At 61.8% G+C, this 18,859-nt stretch carries 22 protein-coding genes; 7 read left to right on the top strand and 15 right to left on the bottom strand.

Annotated elements, in window-relative coordinates:
- Positions 1-179 precede the first annotated feature (179 nt).
- The gene (locus tag IB262_RS14270; RefSeq protein ID WP_192356775.1) at positions 180-1,124 is read right to left on the bottom strand and encodes a flagellin; all 945 of its coding nucleotides are present in this window, start codon (positions 1,122-1,124) and stop codon (positions 180-182) included.
- A gap of 371 nt (positions 1,125-1,495) precedes the next feature.
- Between IB262_RS14270 and IB262_RS14265 the strand changes: the two genes are divergently transcribed.
- A complete protein-coding gene (locus IB262_RS14265) occupies positions 1,496-3,415 on the top strand; it encodes a glycosyl transferase (RefSeq protein WP_348646537.1) in 1,920 nt (639 codons plus the stop codon).
- A gap of 212 nt (positions 3,416-3,627) precedes the next feature.
- Here the strand turns inward: IB262_RS14265 and fliP are convergent, their stop codons facing one another.
- From fliP to IB262_RS14195, 14 genes are all read right to left on the bottom strand, one after another.
- Positions 3,628-4,365 (bottom strand): flagellar type III secretion system pore protein FliP, encoded by a 738-nt coding sequence (fliP, locus tag IB262_RS14260; protein ID WP_034796894.1) that lies wholly within the window; start codon positions 4,363-4,365, stop codon positions 3,628-3,630.
- 8 nt (positions 4,366-4,373) lie between these two features.
- Positions 4,374-4,868 carry a flagellar basal body-associated FliL family protein gene (locus tag IB262_RS14255; protein WP_112975997.1) on the bottom strand — a complete coding sequence of 165 codons (495 nt, stop codon included), beginning with the start codon at positions 4,866-4,868 and terminating at the stop codon, positions 4,374-4,376.
- Positions 4,869-4,886: 18 nt separating this feature from the next.
- On the bottom strand, positions 4,887-5,600 hold the full coding sequence (gene flgH / locus IB262_RS14250; RefSeq protein WP_034796898.1) for a flagellar basal body L-ring protein FlgH: 714 nt from the start codon (positions 5,598-5,600) through the stop codon (positions 4,887-4,889).
- The gene (locus IB262_RS14245; protein ID WP_034796899.1) at positions 5,597-6,136 is read right to left on the bottom strand and encodes a MotE family protein; all 540 of its coding nucleotides are present in this window, start codon (positions 6,134-6,136) and stop codon (positions 5,597-5,599) included. Before IB262_RS14245 ends, flgH begins: the two co-directional genes overlap by 4 nt.
- Complete coding sequence (locus IB262_RS14240; protein ID WP_043613025.1) at positions 6,133-7,248, bottom strand: flagellar basal body P-ring protein FlgI; 1,116 nt, start codon at positions 7,246-7,248, stop codon at positions 6,133-6,135. Before IB262_RS14240 ends, IB262_RS14245 begins: the two co-directional genes overlap by 4 nt.
- Positions 7,245-7,754, bottom strand: a complete 510-nt coding sequence (gene flgA / locus IB262_RS14235; RefSeq protein ID WP_112975999.1) for a flagellar basal body P-ring formation chaperone FlgA — start codon at positions 7,752-7,754, stop codon at positions 7,245-7,247. Before flgA ends, IB262_RS14240 begins: the two co-directional genes overlap by 4 nt.
- A 17-nt stretch (positions 7,755-7,771) precedes the next feature.
- Positions 7,772-8,560 carry a flagellar basal-body rod protein FlgG gene (gene flgG / locus IB262_RS14230; protein ID WP_034796905.1) on the bottom strand — a complete coding sequence of 263 codons (789 nt, stop codon included), beginning with the start codon at positions 8,558-8,560 and terminating at the stop codon, positions 7,772-7,774.
- An 11-nt stretch (positions 8,561-8,571) separates the two neighbouring features.
- On the bottom strand, positions 8,572-8,913 hold the full coding sequence (locus tag IB262_RS14225; protein WP_034796908.1) for a flagellar hook-basal body complex protein FliE: 342 nt from the start codon (positions 8,911-8,913) through the stop codon (positions 8,572-8,574).
- Positions 8,913-9,332, bottom strand: coding sequence for a flagellar basal body rod protein FlgC (flgC, locus tag IB262_RS14220; RefSeq protein ID WP_034796910.1), 420 nt, complete (start codon positions 9,330-9,332; stop codon positions 8,913-8,915). Before flgC ends, IB262_RS14225 begins: the two co-directional genes overlap by 1 nt.
- Before the next feature lie 5 nt (positions 9,333-9,337).
- Positions 9,338-9,718, bottom strand: coding sequence for a flagellar basal body rod protein FlgB (gene flgB / locus IB262_RS14215; RefSeq protein WP_034797574.1), 381 nt, complete (start codon positions 9,716-9,718; stop codon positions 9,338-9,340).
- 179 nt (positions 9,719-9,897) lie between these two features.
- The gene (locus IB262_RS14210) at positions 9,898-10,452 is read right to left on the bottom strand and encodes a hypothetical protein (RefSeq protein ID WP_060581897.1); all 555 of its coding nucleotides are present in this window, start codon (positions 10,450-10,452) and stop codon (positions 9,898-9,900) included.
- On the bottom strand, positions 10,452-11,843 hold the full coding sequence (gene fliI / locus IB262_RS14205; protein ID WP_192493678.1) for a flagellar protein export ATPase FliI: 1,392 nt from the start codon (positions 11,841-11,843) through the stop codon (positions 10,452-10,454). Before fliI ends, IB262_RS14210 begins: the two co-directional genes overlap by 1 nt.
- A gap of 18 nt (positions 11,844-11,861) precedes the next feature.
- The gene (gene flgF / locus IB262_RS14200; protein WP_034796916.1) at positions 11,862-12,587 is read right to left on the bottom strand and encodes a flagellar basal-body rod protein FlgF; all 726 of its coding nucleotides are present in this window, start codon (positions 12,585-12,587) and stop codon (positions 11,862-11,864) included.
- Positions 12,588-12,589: 2 nt separating this feature from the next.
- On the bottom strand, positions 12,590-13,369 hold the full coding sequence (locus IB262_RS14195) for a DUF1217 domain-containing protein (protein WP_112976000.1): 780 nt from the start codon (positions 13,367-13,369) through the stop codon (positions 12,590-12,592).
- A 182-nt stretch (positions 13,370-13,551) separates the two neighbouring features.
- Between IB262_RS14195 and motA the strand changes: the two genes are divergently transcribed.
- The 6 genes from motA to IB262_RS14165 all read left to right on the top strand — a co-directional run bounded on the left by motA (position 13,552) and on the right by IB262_RS14165 (position 18,821).
- The gene (gene motA / locus IB262_RS14190) at positions 13,552-14,430 is read left to right on the top strand and encodes a flagellar motor stator protein MotA (RefSeq protein ID WP_034796921.1); all 879 of its coding nucleotides are present in this window, start codon (positions 13,552-13,554) and stop codon (positions 14,428-14,430) included.
- A 4-nt stretch (positions 14,431-14,434) separates the two neighbouring features.
- On the top strand, positions 14,435-15,370 hold the full coding sequence (locus IB262_RS14185) for a FliM/FliN family flagellar motor switch protein (protein ID WP_034797578.1): 936 nt from the start codon (positions 14,435-14,437) through the stop codon (positions 15,368-15,370).
- A gap of 60 nt (positions 15,371-15,430) precedes the next feature.
- Positions 15,431-16,039: a flagellar motor switch protein FliN gene (fliN, locus tag IB262_RS14180; protein WP_034796923.1), complete on the top strand. Its 609-nt coding sequence runs from the start codon at positions 15,431-15,433 to the stop codon at positions 16,037-16,039.
- Positions 16,040-16,068: 29 nt separating this feature from the next.
- Positions 16,069-17,100 (top strand): flagellar motor switch protein FliG, encoded by a 1,032-nt coding sequence (fliG, locus tag IB262_RS14175; protein WP_034796925.1) that lies wholly within the window; start codon positions 16,069-16,071, stop codon positions 17,098-17,100.
- A gap of 198 nt (positions 17,101-17,298) precedes the next feature.
- Complete coding sequence (flhB, locus tag IB262_RS14170; protein WP_034796927.1) at positions 17,299-18,375, top strand: flagellar biosynthesis protein FlhB; 1,077 nt, start codon at positions 17,299-17,301, stop codon at positions 18,373-18,375.
- Positions 18,376-18,380: 5 nt separating this feature from the next.
- On the top strand, positions 18,381-18,821 hold the full coding sequence (locus IB262_RS14165) for a hypothetical protein (protein ID WP_043613045.1): 441 nt from the start codon (positions 18,381-18,383) through the stop codon (positions 18,819-18,821).
- Positions 18,822-18,859: the final 38 nt, after the last annotated feature.

The raw sequence follows: 18,859 nt of genomic DNA, 5'->3' as shown, positions 1-18,859 counted from the left end.
ACCCGTCGTTTCGATGGTTACAACAAACACCATCGTGGTTAACGAACCCTAAAATCCGCAGAAACTTTTCGAAGATTTCTCAGTGCATTGGCGACAAAGAAAAACCGCGCCTCTTGCGAAGCGCGGTTTCGTATCTTGCATCGAGGGCGGGCCGTAACCCGCCCTTCTCAACCTGCCGATTAACGGAACAGCGACAGGATGTTCTGCGAGTTCGAGTTGGCGATCGAGAGCGCCTGGATGCCGAGCTGCTGCTGCGTCTGCAGAGCCTTCAGGCGGGTCGATTCCTCGTTCATGTCGGCATCGACGAGACGGCCAACGCCCTTCTCGATCGAGTCCGAGAGGTTTTCGACGAAGCCCTTCTGCAGATCGATACGGCTGTTGAGCGCACCGAGGTCGGCAGCTGCGTCGGTCATCTGGGTCAGGACCGAGTCAACACCCGACAGAGCCTGCGACAGAGCGCCGGTCGTCATGTTGGTGATGTCGAGCGTCAGGACGCTGAAGGACAGCGATACGGTCGCGCCGGTCGTGTCGGAATAGGAGATATTGCTGGAGAGCAGGCCCGTGCCGGCCGTCGATGCATAGTTGCCGGAGGCGTCGACTTCGATCAGCGAGCTCTTGTTGGTGTCGTACTGCAGCGTCGTCAGGCTGACATTGCCCTTGGCGTCTCGGTTGAACGAACCGACAACCGACTTCGTGCCGGCAGCGTTGTTCGGGTCGGTGTAAACCCAGTTTTCGCCGGAGAACGAAGCCGACTTGGCAATGCTCACGAGCTGGTTCTGAAGCTCCTTGATTTCCTTCTGGATCTTGCTCTTGTCAACGCCCGGCTCGCTGGCGGTTACCAGCTTCTTCTTGATTTCGTCGACGACGTCCTTGGAGTTTTCCATGGCCGACGAAGCAACGTCGGTCTTGGCAGCGCCGAGGCCGAGGGCGTCCTGAACGGCCGAGAGGGCCTTGTTGTCCGAACGCATGGTGGTCGCGATCGACCAGTAAGCAGCGTTGTCAGCCGCGGTGCCGACGCGCAGACCCGACGAAATACGCTCCTGGGTGGTTTCCATCGAGGAGTTGATCGAACGCAGGGTGGCGAGTGCGCCCATGGCGGAAGAATTGGTGATGATGCTCGTCATTAGAGTGTCCCTTGATTACTTTAGACGATTTAGGGGACATACCGGACTTCCCGGTGATGGCGGATCGGCTTCATGCCACTCGGTTCCAACTATCTCGGAAGAAACCAAACCCGTCATGTGAAAGGGACTATCGCCGGCAAAGCTTGCAAATTGATTAAGCGCGATCGGGCAATCGAGCCGAGGTCATCTATACTTAACAAGACTTTAACTCAGCGTTCAGGTACGCTTTCGCCCCGCTTGATGTGGCACGGACGGACACCGCCGAGCGCGGGATCTCTCATGCCTGAGGCAAGCTCCCCCGGGTAGGCTCGACGGCAAACAAGGTCTAGCAAGCCGGCGCCGGTCGCCGCGCAACTTCGACGGAGCCCTGAGTGAACGCCCAAGCCATTTTTTCGACAGCTTCCCGTCACTACCAGAAAGGGCAGTACACGGACGCGCTCAATCAGTTGAACGCCCTGATGGAGCTTAACCGCGACTCCAAGACCTATGTGCTCCTGGCAAAGGTACTCTCCAAGCTGGGCTTCAAGCCGGAAGCGGCGCGCGCCTACCAGCTCGCTGGCGAGGCCGGCGGCTCACGCGCAGAAGACTACCTGACGGAGGCAATGAAGCTATACTTCGCCAACGGAAACGAAGACGAGGCGCTGAGCATCGGCCTGCCGCTCCTGGAGAAGGCAAAGACCGACCCCGACATCGCCTTCATCATTGCATCGATTTTCCTCAAGCGGGGTGAAAAAGCGATCCTCGCCCTCTTCAAGGCGCCCCTGACGCTCAGCACCAACCGCGTGCACAACGCGCTTGCCTACAAGCTGCTGACCGCAGAGATCAACGACCTGCAGGATCGTGATGCGCTCGCCAATCTCTTCCGCAACAATCCGAAAAACGCGACGTTGCGGTCGGCCTATCTCGTCTATGCGCGCGAAGCCAATGATTTTGCCGATGTCGAGAAACATGATCGCGACATCCAGAAAGCGCTGAAGGCAGGGCAGACCGATTTTCTCGCCGCCGAGGCGCCGTATTATCATGCGACCTGGTGCGGCGACGAACGCCTGAACCGCCTTGCCGGCGCCCAAGTGAATCCATTTCCCACGGGCCTGACGGAAACGCGCCGCAGTGCGCCGCACAGCTGGAACAAACGCATCCGCATCGGCTACGTCTCCTCAGACTTCTGGGACGAACACGCAACGATGAAGCTTCTGAAGTCGGTGCTGATGGCGCATGACAAGAGCCGCTTCGAGGTAACCCTGTTTTGCCATACCGGCAGCGTGCACGCGATCCGCGACAAGGAGATCCGCGAAAAATGGGGCCGGGTCGTCGAGATCGGTGATCTCAGCGACGAACAGGTGGCCGAGGTCATTCGCCAGGAAAACATCGACATCCTCGTCGACCTAAAGGGCCATACGCTGGACAGTCGCGTTTCGATCTTCAATCACCTGGCGGCCCCCGTCCAGGTCGGATGGCTCGGCTTTCCCGGAACGACCGTCAACGTCGATCTCGACTACATCATCGGCGATCCATACGTCCTTCCTGATGCCAGCAAGGCGTTCTACCGCGAGAAATATTGCCGCCTGCCGGAGACCTACCAGCCGAACGATCCCTACGAACGGCCGCGTGCCGGTTCCATCTCCATCACCCGGCAGATGGTGGGCCTTCGCGAAGATGCGTTTGTCTTTGCGTCCTTCAACACAAACCGCAAGATCTCTCTGCAGACGATCAATCTCTGGATCGACATCCTCCGCCAAACGCCGGACAGCCTGCTGTGGATCATGTGCGACCGCAAGGATGCGCGCGCGAACCTCTTGGCCAAGTTCAAGAGCGGCGGCATCGACACCAAACGCATCATCCTGTGCAACAAGGCGCAGTACCAGGAGCATATCAATCGTATTCCGCTCGCCGACGTCGGCCTCGACACCTACCCTTACAACGGCCACACCACCACATCCGAACAGCTCTGGGCAGGCCTGCCGGTGCTGTCCTTCAAGGGCACGAACTTCGCTTCACGCGTGAGCGAGAGCCTGCTGAACGCCATCGGCGTGCCGGAACTCGTGGCCACGGGGCCGGAGGACTATGTCAAGGAAGCTGTCGCGCTCTACAACAACCGTGACAAGATCGCCGACTATCGAAAGAGGCTGGACGAGAACCGGTTCCGGATGCCGCTATTCGATGCGGAGCGTTTCTGCCAGCACCTGGAAACGGGCTACGAAATGATGGCCGACCGCGCCAAGCGCGGACTGGCACCTGATCACATCGACGTTCCGGCATTGCCGCCGCGCATCGGGTCGTTCGAACGCTGAACGGCGATCATCCCGGAAAGACAAAAGGCAGCGCCGCGGCGCTGCCTTTTTTGTTGTCCCGTTTCGAGGATCGCAAAGCCCGATGGCGCGGATGATCCGGAGCGCCATGCGCCGAGGGCAAGCGCATCGCGGTTTTCGGGATGCGCGTCTTCTCTTTGAGCTTTTGATTTGTCGCCGTCGCTAGCGCGCCGCGCACTCTCCGTGCGACAGCTCTAACTGAAGGAGCGCACCAGACTGCCGACGAGGAGGTTCCAGCCGTCAATCAAGACGAAGAAGAGAATCTTGAACGGCAGCGAGATCGCCGTCGGCGGCAGCATCATCATACCCATGGCCATGGTGATGGTAGCGACGATCAGATCGATCACCAGGAACGGCAGCATGATAAGGAAGCCGATTTCGAAGCCGCGGCGAATTTCCGAGATCATGAAGGCCGGCACGACCGCGCGCAGATCGACCTTGTCGTCGACGACGACCGTCTGGCCCTTTTCCTTGGCGATGTCGATGAAGAGCTGCAGGTCCTTGTCGCGCGTGTTGGCGAGCATGAAGTCGCGGAAAGGCTCGGTGATCCGGGGGATCGCCTCCGCCTCGGTGATCTGGTTCTTCATCAGCGGGTCGATGCCGTCCCGCCAGGCGCGATCGAAGGTCGGCCCCATGACATAGAAGGTCATGAACAGCGCCAGCGAAACCATGATCATGTTGGATGGCGTGGTCGCCAGGCCCATGCCGGTGCGCAGGATCGCAAAGGCGATCACGAAGCGCGGAAAGCTGGTGACCATGATCAGGATGCCGGGGGCCACCGACAGCACGGTCAGAAGACCGAAGGTGCGGATGATCCACGAGGCGGCAGAGCCGTCGATAGGCGTATTCAGGATATCAGAGGGGAAGCTCTGGGCGCCGGCAATACCGGACATCGCCATCATGGCAACTATAAAGGCGACTAGCCGGACCATTTATCGAATCATTGGATGACGAAGGTTCTGAACATCACATTGGTTACGCGCCCATCGGAGCGCAGGTCAACCCGCTCCTGGATGTCATCCCGGAGATATTGAAAGCCGCGTGGTCCCTGGATTTGTTGCAGGGAAACGGTCTTCAGGTAGGCGGCGATATCCTGGTGGATCTGCTCGGCGAGTTTGGGGTCAGGCACACCGTCGAACTGCAGCGCCACTTCCAGGCGGATCCAGTTTTCAGAGGGATAGGCAAGGTTGGTGGTGATCGGGTCGAGCTGGACGACGCCGTTCGCTTCGGTCGCTACCTTCGGCAGGCCTTCTTCGCCGGTCGCATTGGCGGCCGGCTCCTTGGTCGCTTCCACCTGCTCCTTCGGAGGCGGTGGTGCGAGCAGGCCGCCGACCAGCCAGCCGCCGCCGCCGGCAACCAGCGTCAGCACGGCGATGGCCGCGACGGTCAGCACCTTCGACGGCGGCTTCGGAGCGTTGGAATCGAGTTCTTCCATCTTGCCGTTCCCTGCCGATCAGATCGGCGAAAATAGATCCATGAACTGCTGGCCGTAGGGCGGCTGCTGCACTTCGGTCAGGCGACCACGGCCGCCATAGGAGATGCGCGCCTCGGCAATGCGGTCGTAGGAGATGACGTTGTCGGCATCGACGTCCCGCGGCCTGACGATACCGGCGACGTTCAGGATGCGCAGCTCGTGGTTGACGCGCACTTCCTGCGAACCGCTGATCAACAGGTTGCCGTTTTCGAGAACACCGGTGACAACGGCGGCAACGAGCACCCGCAGCTTTTCCGAACGCTCCGTCGTGCCGTCACCTTCGGTCTTGGTATTCGAGCCGTATTTCAGGTCGCCGGACCAGCCGAAATCGCTCGTCTGAGACTTGCCGCTGGCGCCGACGTTGAAGCCACTCGAGTTCTTGCGGCTACGGTCCGTCTTGTTGTCGAAGGTTGCGCCTTCGTTGATCTTGATGTCGACCGTCAGGATATCGCCGACATTGATCGCGCGCGCGTCCTTGAAGAGCGCTGCCTGCTGGTCGTTCCACAACGAATAGCCATTCACCATCTGGCGCGGCTGCTTCGGATACATGGCGAGCTGCGGCGTCTGCGAATATTGCAGACCGCTGCCGATCGGGCTCATCGACGGCGCGCGGCCGATTTCGTTGAGCGCTTGGTTCTGACATCCCGCAAGGAGGGCGGCCCCGGTCAGTATAGCCGTTAGACGCGTTTTCATGATGGTTCCTTCGAGGTGTTCGGGTCGCTGGCGCTCGAGATGATGTTGGTAAGGATCGCCGCCTTCTCATCGCTCATTTCGCTCAGGATCAGCGATGACTGGCGCGGTGGCAGCTGCATGACGATGGCGGCGGCAATCTCGGGCCTCACCATCTCAAGCTTGCCGGCGGCTGCGTCCGGCTTCATCGTCTTGTAGATACCGACGAGGTTGAGTTCCGCCTGTTTCAGGAAATCGTTGCGGCGGTTCAGCCAGTCTTCGTATTCCTCGCGGCGCTTTTCGAGCGTGGCGATGCGCTCGTCGATGCTTGCCTGCAGCGTTTCGAGATCCTTGCGCTGCAGCACATAACGCTGGTCGCGCGCGGCGTCGGCGATGTTGGTGCAGAACTGCTGGATCTCGTTCTGGGTCGCGTCGCTTGCGGGCGGCGCCGTGACGTCCTGGGCAAAGGCGCCCGGCATCGAAAGCATGGACGCGACAGCCGCCGCAGCGAGCAGCAGCCTGCGGGTCCGGCCGAGAGAATGATTGTCGTTTGCGATCATTGCAGCACGAGCTCCGCCTGGAGGGCACCGGCCGTCTTGATGCTCTGCAGGATGGCGATGATGCCGTCCGGCTTGACGCCGATGTTGTTGAGGCCGGCGACGAGCGAGCGAAGGCTCGAACCGTTGAGGATCGCCACCGTGCCGCCGTCGGACTGCGCGTTGATCGTCGTGTTCGGTTCCATCGCCGTCTGCCCGCGCGAGAAGGGCAGCGGCTGCACCACTGTCGGCGTCTCGCTGACTTCCACGGTCAATGTTCCGTAGCTGACCGCCACCTCGTTGACCCGGACATCCTGGCCGATGACGATCGTGCCCGTGCGTTCGTTGATGACGACGCGCGCAGGCACGTCGGTCTCGATGACGATGTTTTCGATGTCGGCCATCAGCCGCGCGAGGTCCGCCATCTTCGGCTTTTCGACGAGAACGGCCTGGCTGTCGCGCGCTTCCGCAATGCGACCGCCATATTGCTGGGCCGCGTATTTGTTGATCGCTGCGGCCATGCCGACGGCGGTCGAGAAATCAGGATTGCGCAGCTGCAGCACGAGGTTGAAGCCGTCCTTGAACTTCGACGGCAGCTCGCGCTCGATGATGGCGCCGTTCGGCACGCGACCGGACGTCGTGACACCCTGGTTGAGGGTTGCGGCGTCGCCCTGCGCGTTGAAGCCGGTGACGACGACGGAGCCTTGCGCGACCGCATAGATCTGGCCGTCCGCACCCGAAAGCGAGGTCATGACCAGCGTGCCGCCGCGCAGCGACGTGCTGTCGCCGAGCGAGCCGACGGTCACGTCGACGCGGCTGCCGGGGCTGGCGAAAGGCGGCAGGTTCGCCGTCACCAGTACGGCCGCGACGTTGCGCGTCCGGGACTCGCCGCCCTGGGTGGAGATGCCGAGATTTTGCAGCATCGCGCGGATCGACTGGTCGGTGAACGGCGACGAGCGCAGGCTGTCGCCCGTGCCCTGCAGGCCGACGACGAGGCCGTATCCGATAAGCTGGTTGTCACGTCCCGCCTGAAGCGAGGCGACGTCCTTGATCCTGGATGCGCCGAAGGCGGGCGTCAGCGCCATGGAGAACGCGACAGCCAGCGACAGGAACCATTTGCATGCAAGCATTTTCATTTCGCCACCACATGGACAGTGCCGTCTGCCATCACCGTTCCGGAAACGATGACGCCGGTATCGATGTTGCGCGCCCGGATCAGTTCGCCGACGGCGGCGTCCTGGAGCGGCGATCCGGCAGCGCTGATGGTCAGGCCGCCATTGCTAAAGACGAGGCGCACGGTCGAACCGCGCTCGACGGCATATTGCTCGCGAAGCGCGCTCGCGAGGATCACCCGGCCGGGAAGAAGCGTGCGCTTGGTGACCTTGCCGTCGATCTCGCCCAGGGTTCTGATGTAGCCGTCGGCGAGATCAGGGTTGGTGACGTCGACGACTTCGACGCGGCTCGCATCGACGGTTTCGCCCGGATAGATGGTCTGCGTGGGGATCACCGCCGTCAACCGTTCCGCATAACCTGCCAAAGGCAACAGGAAAGCGGCGGCGAAGAGCGCGCCAGCCACCAGCCGCCGCGCGCTGGCGCGGCCGGCCTTCGAAGCCTTGATGTCTGCGGATCGGCGAAACGTCATGTTTGCCCCCTCTTTCGTTACCTGAGGTTCTTGCTCACCGTGGCCGCCATTTCATCGGCGGCCTGAATGATCTTGGAGTTCATCTCGTAGGCGCGCTGCGCAGAGATCAGGTCGGTGATTTCCTTGACCGGATCGACGTTGGACGCTTCGAGATACTTCTGCTTGATCTGCGCGAAGCCCGGATCGGCAGGCGTACCGACGATCGCGTCGCCGGAGGCCGGCGTCTGCTTGAAGAGGTTTTCGCCCTGCGGCTCGAGGCCCGCCTCGTTGACGAAGTTGGCGATCGTCAGCTGGCCAATTTCCTGCATGGCGGGGTCGTTGCCGATGCGCACCATCACCTGGCCGGAGCTCGTGAAGACGATGTCGGTCGCGTCCTGCGGAACGGTGATGCCCGGAACAACGGTGTAGCCGTCGATCGTCACGAGCTGGCCTTGCGCATTCTTGTTGAAGGCGCCGGCACGGGTATAGACCGTCTCGCCATCGGGCGTCTCGACCTGGAACCAGCCGCGACCGATCAGCGCCAGGTCGTACTCGTTGCCGGTCGAAACCATGCTGCCCTGGATGTGAAGGTTGCGTACGGCCGCCGTCTGCACGCCGAGACCGATGATCGCGCCTTCCGGAACGATCGCCTGGTTGGAGCGGTTCGGCACGCCCTGGGCGCGTTCGGTTTGATAAAGCAGATCGGAGAACTCGGCGCGCGCGCGCTTGTAACCCGTCGTGTTGATGTTCGCGATGTTGTTCGCGATGACTTCGAGGTTCAGCTGCTGGGCGTTCATGCCAGTGGCGGCAATGGAAAGGGCCTTCATGTCTCGTTCCTTCAGATCTGCATGCGCGCGATTTCGAGGTAGGCGGTGACCACCTTGTCGCGGATCGCGATCGCGGTCTGCAGCGACTGTTCGGCGCTCATCACCGCATCGACGACCTCACGGGTGTTTGCCTGGCCGCGAATGCCGTCGAGTGACATGCCTTCGGCCTTCTTCATGGCGCCGATGGCGTCGCTCGCCATGTCGCCGAGAACCGAAGCGAAGCTCTGCCCCTGCGGCACGCCCTGGGTGGCGGCCGGCATGCCGAAGATCGACGACGAGGATGACGTGGAGTGGGTGCCGTCGGTCTCTTTGGTGACCGAGAAGGCGCCGAGGGATTTAACTGCATCGATCATTATTGCGAGGCTCTCAACAGGTCGATTGTCTGGGAAATCAGGTCGCGCGACTGCTTGATGGTCTGGAGGTTAGCCTCATAGGCGCGGTTGGCTTCGCGCATATCCGCCATCTCCACCAGGATGTTGACGTTCGGCAGCTTGACCATGCCCTTTTCGTTGGCGGCCGGATTGCCCGGATCGAACTCGATGTTGAAATCCGAATCGTCCGTGCCCTGCCGCTCGATCTCGACCAACGAGGCGCCGCTTGCGCGGTCCACTTCGGCAGCAAAGCTGATGGTCTTGCGGCGATAGGGATCCGCGCCCGGCGTATCGCCGGTGGAGCGGGCGTTGGCGATGTTTTCGGAGACGATGCGCAGGCGGGTCGATTCCGCCTGCAGGCCGGAGGCCGATACCTTGAGGGCCGAGGTCAATGGATCCATGGTTCTTACTTCCGTACCGCCATTAGCATCATTCGGTGAAAGGCCTTCACAAGGCCGGCGGAGAGCTCGTAGTCGCGCTTGATTTCGCCGGTCTTCATCATTTCCTGCTCGATCGCGACGCTGTTGCCGGATTGCTGGATCTGCACACCGTCGACCATGCCGACTTCAGCCACCTGAGAGGCTGCGAGGCCGTCCGTGAAGTGCATCTTGTTGGTCGCCGCCATCTGGATGCCGGCGTCCTGCAGCACGCTTTCGAACGGCTTGACGTCCTTGGCCTTGTAGTGCGGCGTATTCGCATTGGCGATGTTGCCGGCCACCACGTTCTGGCGAACGGTCAGCCACTGGGCCTGCCGGGACGCGAGTTCGAAAAGCTGAATCGGTTGCATCAAAAGCTCCATGCTTGGTGATGCGAACCTAGGCCGGTAATCTTGCGTGGGACTTTCGTCGGAAAGCGATGCCCAAGGGATCGGGGCCTCTGCTGCCGGAGATTGCCTGCAAAAGACGGAAAGCCGCGTCATCCGTCAGAGATGGCGCGGCGGTCACGGGCAAGGAATGCGGGTCTACGTCAGTTGGCCTGGTACATTTCGCCGGACGAGGTGATCATGACCCAATGGCCATCCCGCTGCTCGAGCGTGGCAAGACGCGTGTTGTCGGGCAGAACCGAGCCGATGCGCACGATATACATGCCGCTCGCATCCTCGATCAGCGCCCGGCCGTTGGCGACATGCATCAGCTTGAAGCCGGACTTGCCGGGAAAGGGCTGCGACAGCCCCTCTTCGGCAGCCGTACCTTCCGGTCCCGGACCAGCGCCGATGCCCGGCACGGTCGCCGTCGTCAACTGGTCGATGGCGGCCACGGTGTCGCCGTCCGCGTCGGGCATGGCGAGCGGAGAAACCGAGACGACGTTGCGCGCGGCGCGTTCCGGCAGATCACGGGTCGAGCCCTGCCACAAAGGCGGCATGGTGAACTTGTCCTGGTGGAAGAAGGCATACCAGGGAAAGAAGGTCGCGAAAGCGGCAAGCGCCACGCCGGTCGCGGCCAGGAACTTGTCGGTCATCGGCATGCGGCTGCGCTTGCGCTGATGCACCATCTCGTCCGCATCATAATCGGTCATGGTCATCACCTCGCTCTCGCACCCGGCTGATTGCCCATCGCCGCCGCCTTCAGCGCGTTGGCGAGATCGGAAAAGGCATCCTGTGCCGGGCGCTCACCGGCGGTCTGCGTCAGTACCTCGTAGATGACCGGCACCTGCTTGATCGCCATGTCGAGATCCGGATCGCCACCCGGGCGATAGCCGCCGATCAGGCGAAGGTCGCGGGTCTCTTCGAAGCGGTGGATCAGCGCCTTCAGGCGCGAGACCAGCTTCTCCTGGTCGGGGGTCCAGGCCTTGCGCGCCAGGCGCGAGATAGAGGCGAGCGGATTGATCGGCGGATACCGCCCCTCCTCCGCAAGACTGCGCTCGAGCACGATGTGCCCATCGAGGATACCGCGCGTCGAGTCGGCGACGGGATCGTTGTGGTTGTCGCCGTCGACGAGGATGGAGATGATCGCCGTGATCGTGCCGGCGCCTTCGGTGCCGGGGCCGGCGCGCTCCAGAAGGCGCGGCAGTTCGGTGAAGACCGAGGCCGGATAGCCGCGCGCGATCGGCGGCTCGCCGGACGCGGTTGCGACCTCGCGAATCGCGTGGGCGAAGCGGGTGACGCTGTCGACGATCAGAAGAACATTGTCGCCGTTGTCACGATAATGCTCGGCGATGGTGACGGCGGTCAGCGGCGCCATCTTGCGCAGCATCGGGCTTTCGTCGCTGGTCGCGACGACCGCGACGGACTTCGCCAGATTATCGCCCAGCGTATCCTCGATGAATTCGCGCACTTCACGGCCACGTTCGCCGACCAGCGCGATCACCACCTTGTCGAAGGCATCGGCGCGCGCCAGCATGGAGAGCAGCGTCGACTTACCGACGCCCGAACCGGCAAAGATGCCGAGACGCTGGCCAAGGCAGAGCGGCGAAAAAATGTCGATCGCGCGCACGCCGGTCAGGAAGCCCTTTTCGACTCGCTTGCGCGTCATCGACGGCGGCGCGGTATTGGTGATCGAGCGGCGCAGGTCGCCCTGCTGGAGAGGTCCGAGACCATCGATCGGCTCGCCGAGCGCATTGATCGCGCGGCCGCACCATTGGTCGGTCGGCGCGACACGGAAGGCGCCCTTGCGGATGACCGTGTCGTGGATGCCGATCGGATCGCCGGGCTCGATCGGGCAGACGACCACCCGCTCCGGCTCGACCCGAACGACCTCGCCGAGATGGGCTCCGGTGACGCTCTTGTGGGCGACGAAATCGCCGAGCCGGACATGCCGCGACAGGCCAGTCACCGTATAGTGGCCAGGCGAGATCGTCTGGACGTGACCGCCGGGCGCGATCGAGAATTCGGGTTTGGCATAGCGTTCGACCAGGCCGGCAAGTGCCGCCAGAGATGTCGATCCTGTGCTCGTTTTCTGGCCTTCGCTTTGCATGCCGATGTCCGTCACAGATTAGCGGCTGCCGCCAAGCGTCTTGACCGCTTCTTCGAGCGATCCTTCGCTGTCGCGCAGCAGGGCGGTGATGTTGTCGAAGGCGCGGGTGACCATGATCAGCTGCGACATTTCCTGAATGGCATTGACGTTGGACTCCTCGAGGAAGCCCTGCATGACGCCGACATCGAAACGGTCGACGACCGGCTCGACCTGTGCCGCCGGCTGAACGGCGCTGTTGTCGAGACGGATGAAACCCTTGCTGAAATCGGCCTCGTAAAGGCCGAGCGAGGCGACCGCGACACCGTTCTGGTGAAGCGCACCATCGGCGCCGACGGTGATGTCGCCGCCGTTGCCGTTGAGCTGGATCGGCGCGCCGCCGGCGTCGAGCACCGGATAGCCGCGAATGGTGACGAGTTCGCCGGTATCCGTCAGCGTGAACCGCCCGTCGCGCGTCAGCGCCGGGCCGGCGGGCGTCTCGATCTGGAACCAGGCATCGCCCTTGACGGCGAAGTCGAGCGCCGAGCCGGTGCGCGTCAGCGAACCGTTGCTGGTGTTCAGGAACTCCTCGCCCTTGTTGACGTAGGCAACCTTGGTCGGCTTCGTGTCGCCGAGCATCTCGTTGAACTTCACCTCGGTGCCGCGGAAGCCGACGGTGTTGGCGTTCGCGATGTTGTCGGCAAGCGTATTGAGGCGCTTTTCAAGCGCCATCTGCGACGAAATCGCGACGTAAAGACCGGTTTGCACGCTCAGTTTCCCCCGAGTTTCAGGCTGTTGATGGACAGGAGAAGATCGGAAGAAATGCCGTAGCCGCTCGATGAGCCGAAGACCGCGAGCGGATCATAACCGTCCGTTGAATTTTTGGTTTCCCAGAGCGCGGTGAACCGGTCGAGAAACTCGGCTACCTTGGTCGGGTCCTGGAAGTCCTTGAAATCGAGCGCCTGTTCATAGGTCTCGGCCTGGCGATCGACATTGGTCGCTGCGAATTCGTCGGGCAGCTGCAGCGCCGTGCGCGCCACCTGGGCAATCGCCTCATCGGCGATGATGGCGTAGCCGCTGCCGATCGTCGGCGCCATGCGCGAAAAATAAAGGGCAAGCCTGACGCCGGCATTCTCTTCGCCTGCGTCCTGTTCCAGGGTCTGGCGCGTGTATTTTTCTGCGACGCCCTTCTGCGCACGGTCGAAGGATGTGGCGGCCGCGCCGTGGGCGGCAAAATTCAGCGATTCGACGAGCTGCTTGTAGCGGTTGTCGGTCAGCTTGTTGGCAAAGGCATCTTCGTTGTCGACGCCTTCGGTCAGCACCTTGCGCATGAAGGCCTTGGCATAGGCCATGTCTTCCAGGCCATGCGCCTTCATCGCGTAATTGTAGAGGCGGGTATCGGCAAAGAAGTCGTCGATCGTTTTGACGTCGCCGATCTTCGACAGATAGTACGCGGTCTCGCGCGCCACATCCGGCTGCTCGGCAACGCGGGCCAGCGACTTCGTCAAGTCGGCCGTAATCAGCTTGTAGCTCGTATAGGTCGTGGTCACGATCGCTCCGCCCCTGCCGGAATGAGACAGGCAGCCCCTGAGCCTGCCCTGACAAATCCTGACCGGACAGCCTTGCGCGAACCTGTTCCGCCAGGTGGCCTTGTCGCCAGGACCGGCCAGCCTCACGCAAGGATGAAACCGTATCCCGTTAGCGGAAAATAAGATCGCGGCAGGTATCGAAAATGAATATCATCATCGGGCTTCTTGTGACGTTCGGCTGTATCCTCGGCGGCTATCTGGCGATGGGCGGCCACATGGAAGTCCTCAACCAGCCCTTCGAACTGTTGATCATCGGTGGCGCCGGCGTCGGCGGTTTCATCATGGCCAACTCCATGAAGGTGGTGAAGGATACCGGCAAGGCGCTCGGCGAAGCCTTTCGCCACAAAGTGCCGAAAGAGCGCGAATATCTCGACACGCTCGGCGTTCTCTATTCGCTGATGCGCGACCTGCGCACCAAGTCGCGCAACGAGATCGAAAGCCACATCGACAACCCCGAGGAATCTTCGATCTTCCAGTCGGCCCCGACGGTTCTGAAGAACAAGGAACTGACCGCTTTCATCTGCGATTACGTGCGCCTGATCATCATCGGCAACGCCCGTTCGCACGAGATCGAAGCGCTGATGGACGAGGAAATCCAGACCATCACCCACGACAAGATGAAGTGCTATCACGCGCTGAACACGATGGGCGACGCCTTCCCGGCGATCGGTATCGTCGCAGCCGTTCTCGGCGTCATCAAGGCGATGGGTGCTATCAGCGAGGCGCCGGAAGTTCTGGGCGCCAAGATCGCGGCTGCCCTCGTCGGCACCCTGCTCGGCGTGTTTCTCTCCTATTCGATCGTCGCGCCGCTGGTCGCCAACGTCAAATCGGTGCGCGAAAAGCAGAACCGCCTCTACATCATCGTCAAGCAGACGCTGCTTGCCTACATGAACGGTTCGGTTCCGCAGGTTGCTCTCGAATATGGCCGCAAGACCATCTCGGCCTACGAGCGTCCGTCGATCGACGCAGTCGAGCAGGAAATGATGAACCCCGGTGGCGGCGGCGAAAGCAAGGCGGCTTGATCTGATGACCTCCAACGTTCACGCATTCGACCGTAAACTTCTGGCGCGCATGACCGGCGCGCTCGGCGACGACCGGGTGATCGGCCGATTGGCCCTCGAACTCGGCCAGGTCTTCGGCGAATTCCTGCCGGATATCTGCCGAGCGGAGACGGGTCTCGACATCACCATCGGCTATGCCGGCCATCGGACAGGCATGCGCCGCGAATTGATCGCGTCGATGGGCACCGGCGTGCTCATCAGCGAAGTTTCGCTGCGTAACTGGTGCACGGACTTTCAGATCGGCTGCGACAGCCCGATCATCATCGCTCTGGTGGAGGCGCTGCTCGGCGCCGAGCCCGCCGGCATCGAAGAGCCGCAGCCGCGCGCGCTCTCCCAGATCGAGATCGACGTGGCCGTGCCGCTGTTCGAGAAGATCGCCGACGTGCTCAGGACCGCCGTCAATGCCCCCGGCGGTTTCGAGCCGATCGTCGAACGCCCGCTCAACAGCGTGGCGCGCGCCAAGCCCGATCCGATGATCGAGGACGTTCACGCCGGCGCCATCGACATGACGATCGGCTTCGGCCCCGTGCTTTCCACCTTCTCGATCATCGTTCCGCAAAGCGTGCTTCTGAAGACAACGATCGTCTTCCCCAAGGGAAGCGGACAGCAGCGCAAGGCGAAGGCCGAGTGGACGGAGCAGCTGGAAGAACAGGTTCGCCGTTCGGCGGTGACGATCGAGGCGCGCATCCGGCTCGAAAGCCTGACGCTCGACACGATCAGCCGCCTGCAACCGGGCGACGTCATTCCCTTCCTCGACGCCCAGGACGTTCGCGTCGACGTCAACGCCAATGGCCGCGACCTCTATGTCTGCGAATTCGGGCGCGCCGGATCGAAATACACGGTTCGGGTCAAGGATACGCACGGATCCGAACAGGACATCCTTCGCCACATCATGAGTTAAATCGGCCTGCCGCGCGCTCGCAGCATGCCTGAGGCAAGCTTCAACTGGAATAGTTCTCACATGGCACCCAAAAAAGCACCCATCAACGAACAGGCCGAAGTCGCTGTCGGAGACATGGAACTCGACCAGGCGATCAATGACCTGCGCGGTGTCCTGAAGCAGGATTCCGACACGCCTGATGCTTTCGGCTCCGAATTCGGCGCCGAAACGCTTGGCACGACCGATTTCGGCAGTGATTTTGGCGCACCGGCCGCTGGCGGCCTCGACGCATTCGGCGGCGATTTCGGCTCCAGCGACTTCGGCGCCGACCTCGGCGGCGCGGCCGCGACGAGCGACTTCGGCGGCACGGATTTTGCCGCGACGTCCTTCGACAGCGCTGATGTGGCCGTCGATACACCGCCCGGCAGCGGCATGAACGCCAATCTCGACCTGATCATGGACATTCCGATCGACGTCCAGATCGTGCTCGGCTCGAGCCGGATGCAGGTTTCGGGCCTCATGAACCTCAGCGAAGGCGCAACGATCGCGCTGGATCGCCGCATCGGCGAGCCGGTGGAGATCATGGTCAACGGTCGCGTGATCGGCCGTGGCGAAATTACCGTTCTCGAAGGCGACGATACCCGCTTCGGCGTCAAACTCATCGAGATCAAGGGCAATAAGAAGTCGTAGGGCCCAATGATTGGGCGAAGGATGAATCCATGATGGATTTCGAAAGTTTCGAGGCTCAGGCGCTATCAAGGCCGCTCAGCCAGACGGACAAGGCAGCGGCCGTTCTGCTTGCCATGGGCAAGGGCGTCGCCAGCAAGCTGTTGAAGTTCTTCACCCAGAGCGAGCTGCAGTCGATCATCGCCTCGGCGCAGTCGCTGCGCGCCATTCCGCCGCATGAGCTCGAAGCGCTCGTCAACGAGTTCGAAGACCTCTTCACCGAGGGTGCCGGCCTCATGGACAACGCCAAGGCGATCGAGAGCATTCTCGAAGAAGGCCTGACGCCGGACGAAGTCGATGGCCTGCTCGGCCGACGCGCCACCTTCCAGTCCTACGAAGCCAACATCTGGGATCGCCTGCAGGAGTGCGACCCGGTTGCCGTTTCCGTCCAGCTTGCCAAGGAACATGCGCAGACGATCGCTTACGTGCTGTCGATGATGCCTTCCAGCTTCGGCGCCAAGGTGCTGCTGCAGCTGTCGGAAGAACAGCGCCCGGACATCCTGAAGCGCGCCGTCAACATGAAGGACGTCAACCCGAAGGCCGCTGCGATCATCGAAAACCGCGTCATGGAAATGATCGGCGAGATGGAAGCGGAACGCAATTCGGCGGGCCCGGCCAAGATCGCCGAGGTGATGAACGAACTCGACAAGCCGCAGGTCGATACGCTGCTCGCCTCGCTCGAATCCCTCAGCACCGCCTCCGCCAACAAGGTACGCCCGAAGATCTTCCTCTTCGATGACGTGCTCTACATGCCGCAGCGCAGCCGCGTTCAGCTCTTCAACGACGTGTCGACCGACATCATCACGATGGCGCTGCGCGGCTCGACGTCGGAACTGCGCGAATCGGTACTCGCCTCGATCGGCGCGCGCCAGCGCCGCATGATCGAGTCCGATCTCGCCATGGGCGATGCCGGCATCAACCCGCGCGATATCGCCATCGCACGCCGCTCGATCACGCAGGAAGCCATCAGGTTGGCTGCGAACGGACAGCTCGAGCTCAAGGAAAAGGACGTGCAGGCGGCCTGAGGCCTGCCTCCGTCTGACGAGCCGCACAAAGCGGCCGGGCTACCGCTCCCCAAAGGGTAATTTCTGTTGAGCCCCGGCGAATGCCGGGGCTCAACTCTTGCCTGGTTCCCGCGCTCGGTCCACTACAGGAGGCACAATGCAGGGCGTATGTCCGCCGGACGCGCGTCGCTGTAGAGGAACCGGGAGCCGTCCTGTCTCATGTCGGACGATCAGGATAAAGACAGCAAAACAGAAGCCCCGTCAGAGAAGAAGATCTCCGACGCCGCCGAAAAGGGTAACGTGCCCTTTTCTCGTGAAGCCACGATGTTCGCATCGACGCTCGCGATCTACATTTTCTTCGTCTTCTTCCTGACCGACGGCGTCGCCACCCTCACCGAGGCGCTCAAGGATATCTTCGAGCAACCGGAGGCCTGGCGGCTGGAAAACGCCACCGACGTCGTGGCACTGATCACCCATCTTATCTGGAAATCGACAGCCCTGGTTGTCCCGGCTTTCGTCCTGCTCATCGTCTTCGGCGTCGGCGCCTCCATCTTCCAGAACCTGCCCGTGCCGGTTCTCGACCGCATCCAGCCAAAGCTCAATCGGGTTTCGCCGATGGCGGGGCTCAAGCGGATCTTCGGCATCCAGGGCCTGGTCGAATTCGGCAAGTCGCTGTTCAAGATCATCATCGTGTCAGTCGTCGTCGTTCTGGTGCTCTGGAACGACTATTTCGCCACGCTCGACCTGATGTTTTCCGATCCGGTCACGATGTTCTCGACGATGGCGAGCGACCTCAACGAGATCATGATCGTCATTCTGCTGTCGACCGCTGTGCTGGCGATCGCCGACCTCTTCTGGTCGCGGCACCATTGGTACACCGAACTGATGATGACCAAGCAGGAAGTGAAGGAGGAAATGAAACAGGCGCAGGGCGACCCGATCGTCAAATCGCGCCTGCGCTCGATGCAGCGCGACCGGGCGCGCAAGCGCATGATCTCGTCTGTGCCGCGCGCCACGCTCGTCATCGCCAACCCGACCCACTATGCCGTCGCCTTGCGTTATGTCCGCGAGGAGAGCGACGCCCCCGTGGTCGTCGCAATGGGCCAGGACCTGGTTGCCCTCAAAATCCGTGAAATTGCAGAGAAAAACGGTGTTCCGGTCTTCGAAGATCCGCCGCTTGCACGCTCCATGTTTGCACAAGTCTCGGTCGATAGTGTGATTCCACCGGTGTTTTACAAGGCTGTTGCCGAACTCATTCACCGGGTGCATGCGTCGCAACCAAAACGGATGACATAACTCCGATGAAAAAGTGCGAATTCTCCGAGAAGCGGGAACAGATCGTAGCTGAAGCAATTCGCCCCGTGGCGACCGAACTGCGTCTCATCGACGCCGCCGATTTCATCGCGCTATTGCGGTTCGAGTCCTATGCCAGCCTCGCTGACCTCGTCGAATCGGCAGCGGAGCTCTATTTTCTGCCCGGCACGGTCAATTTCGGCCTCGGCGGCAACTACAATCTGGATTGGGACAGCGAGCCGGAAATCGTGCTCGACCTCGAACTGAAACCCCGCGGCGTGACCATCTATGTCCGCCTGTCGCTCGGCAACGAGACGGCCGGGATCGAGATCAGCCACATCAATTTCCAGAACCCCTCGTCCGACCCGGACGAGAACACGGCCTTCCTGGCTCGGAGCCTGGCAGAGGCGAAATTCATCAAGTCCTATGAGTTGCCGCTGGCGAGCTGAAAGCACCGCTCGGACGGGTCTCGTGCGGACGTGCGATT

The organism is Ensifer sp. ENS02, assembly GCF_014851885.1.
GTDB lineage: Bacteria > Pseudomonadota > Alphaproteobacteria > Rhizobiales > Rhizobiaceae > Ensifer > Ensifer adhaerens.
Note: the sequence above shows the minus strand (reverse complement) of the source record. Positions and strands in the feature narration are given on the sequence as shown.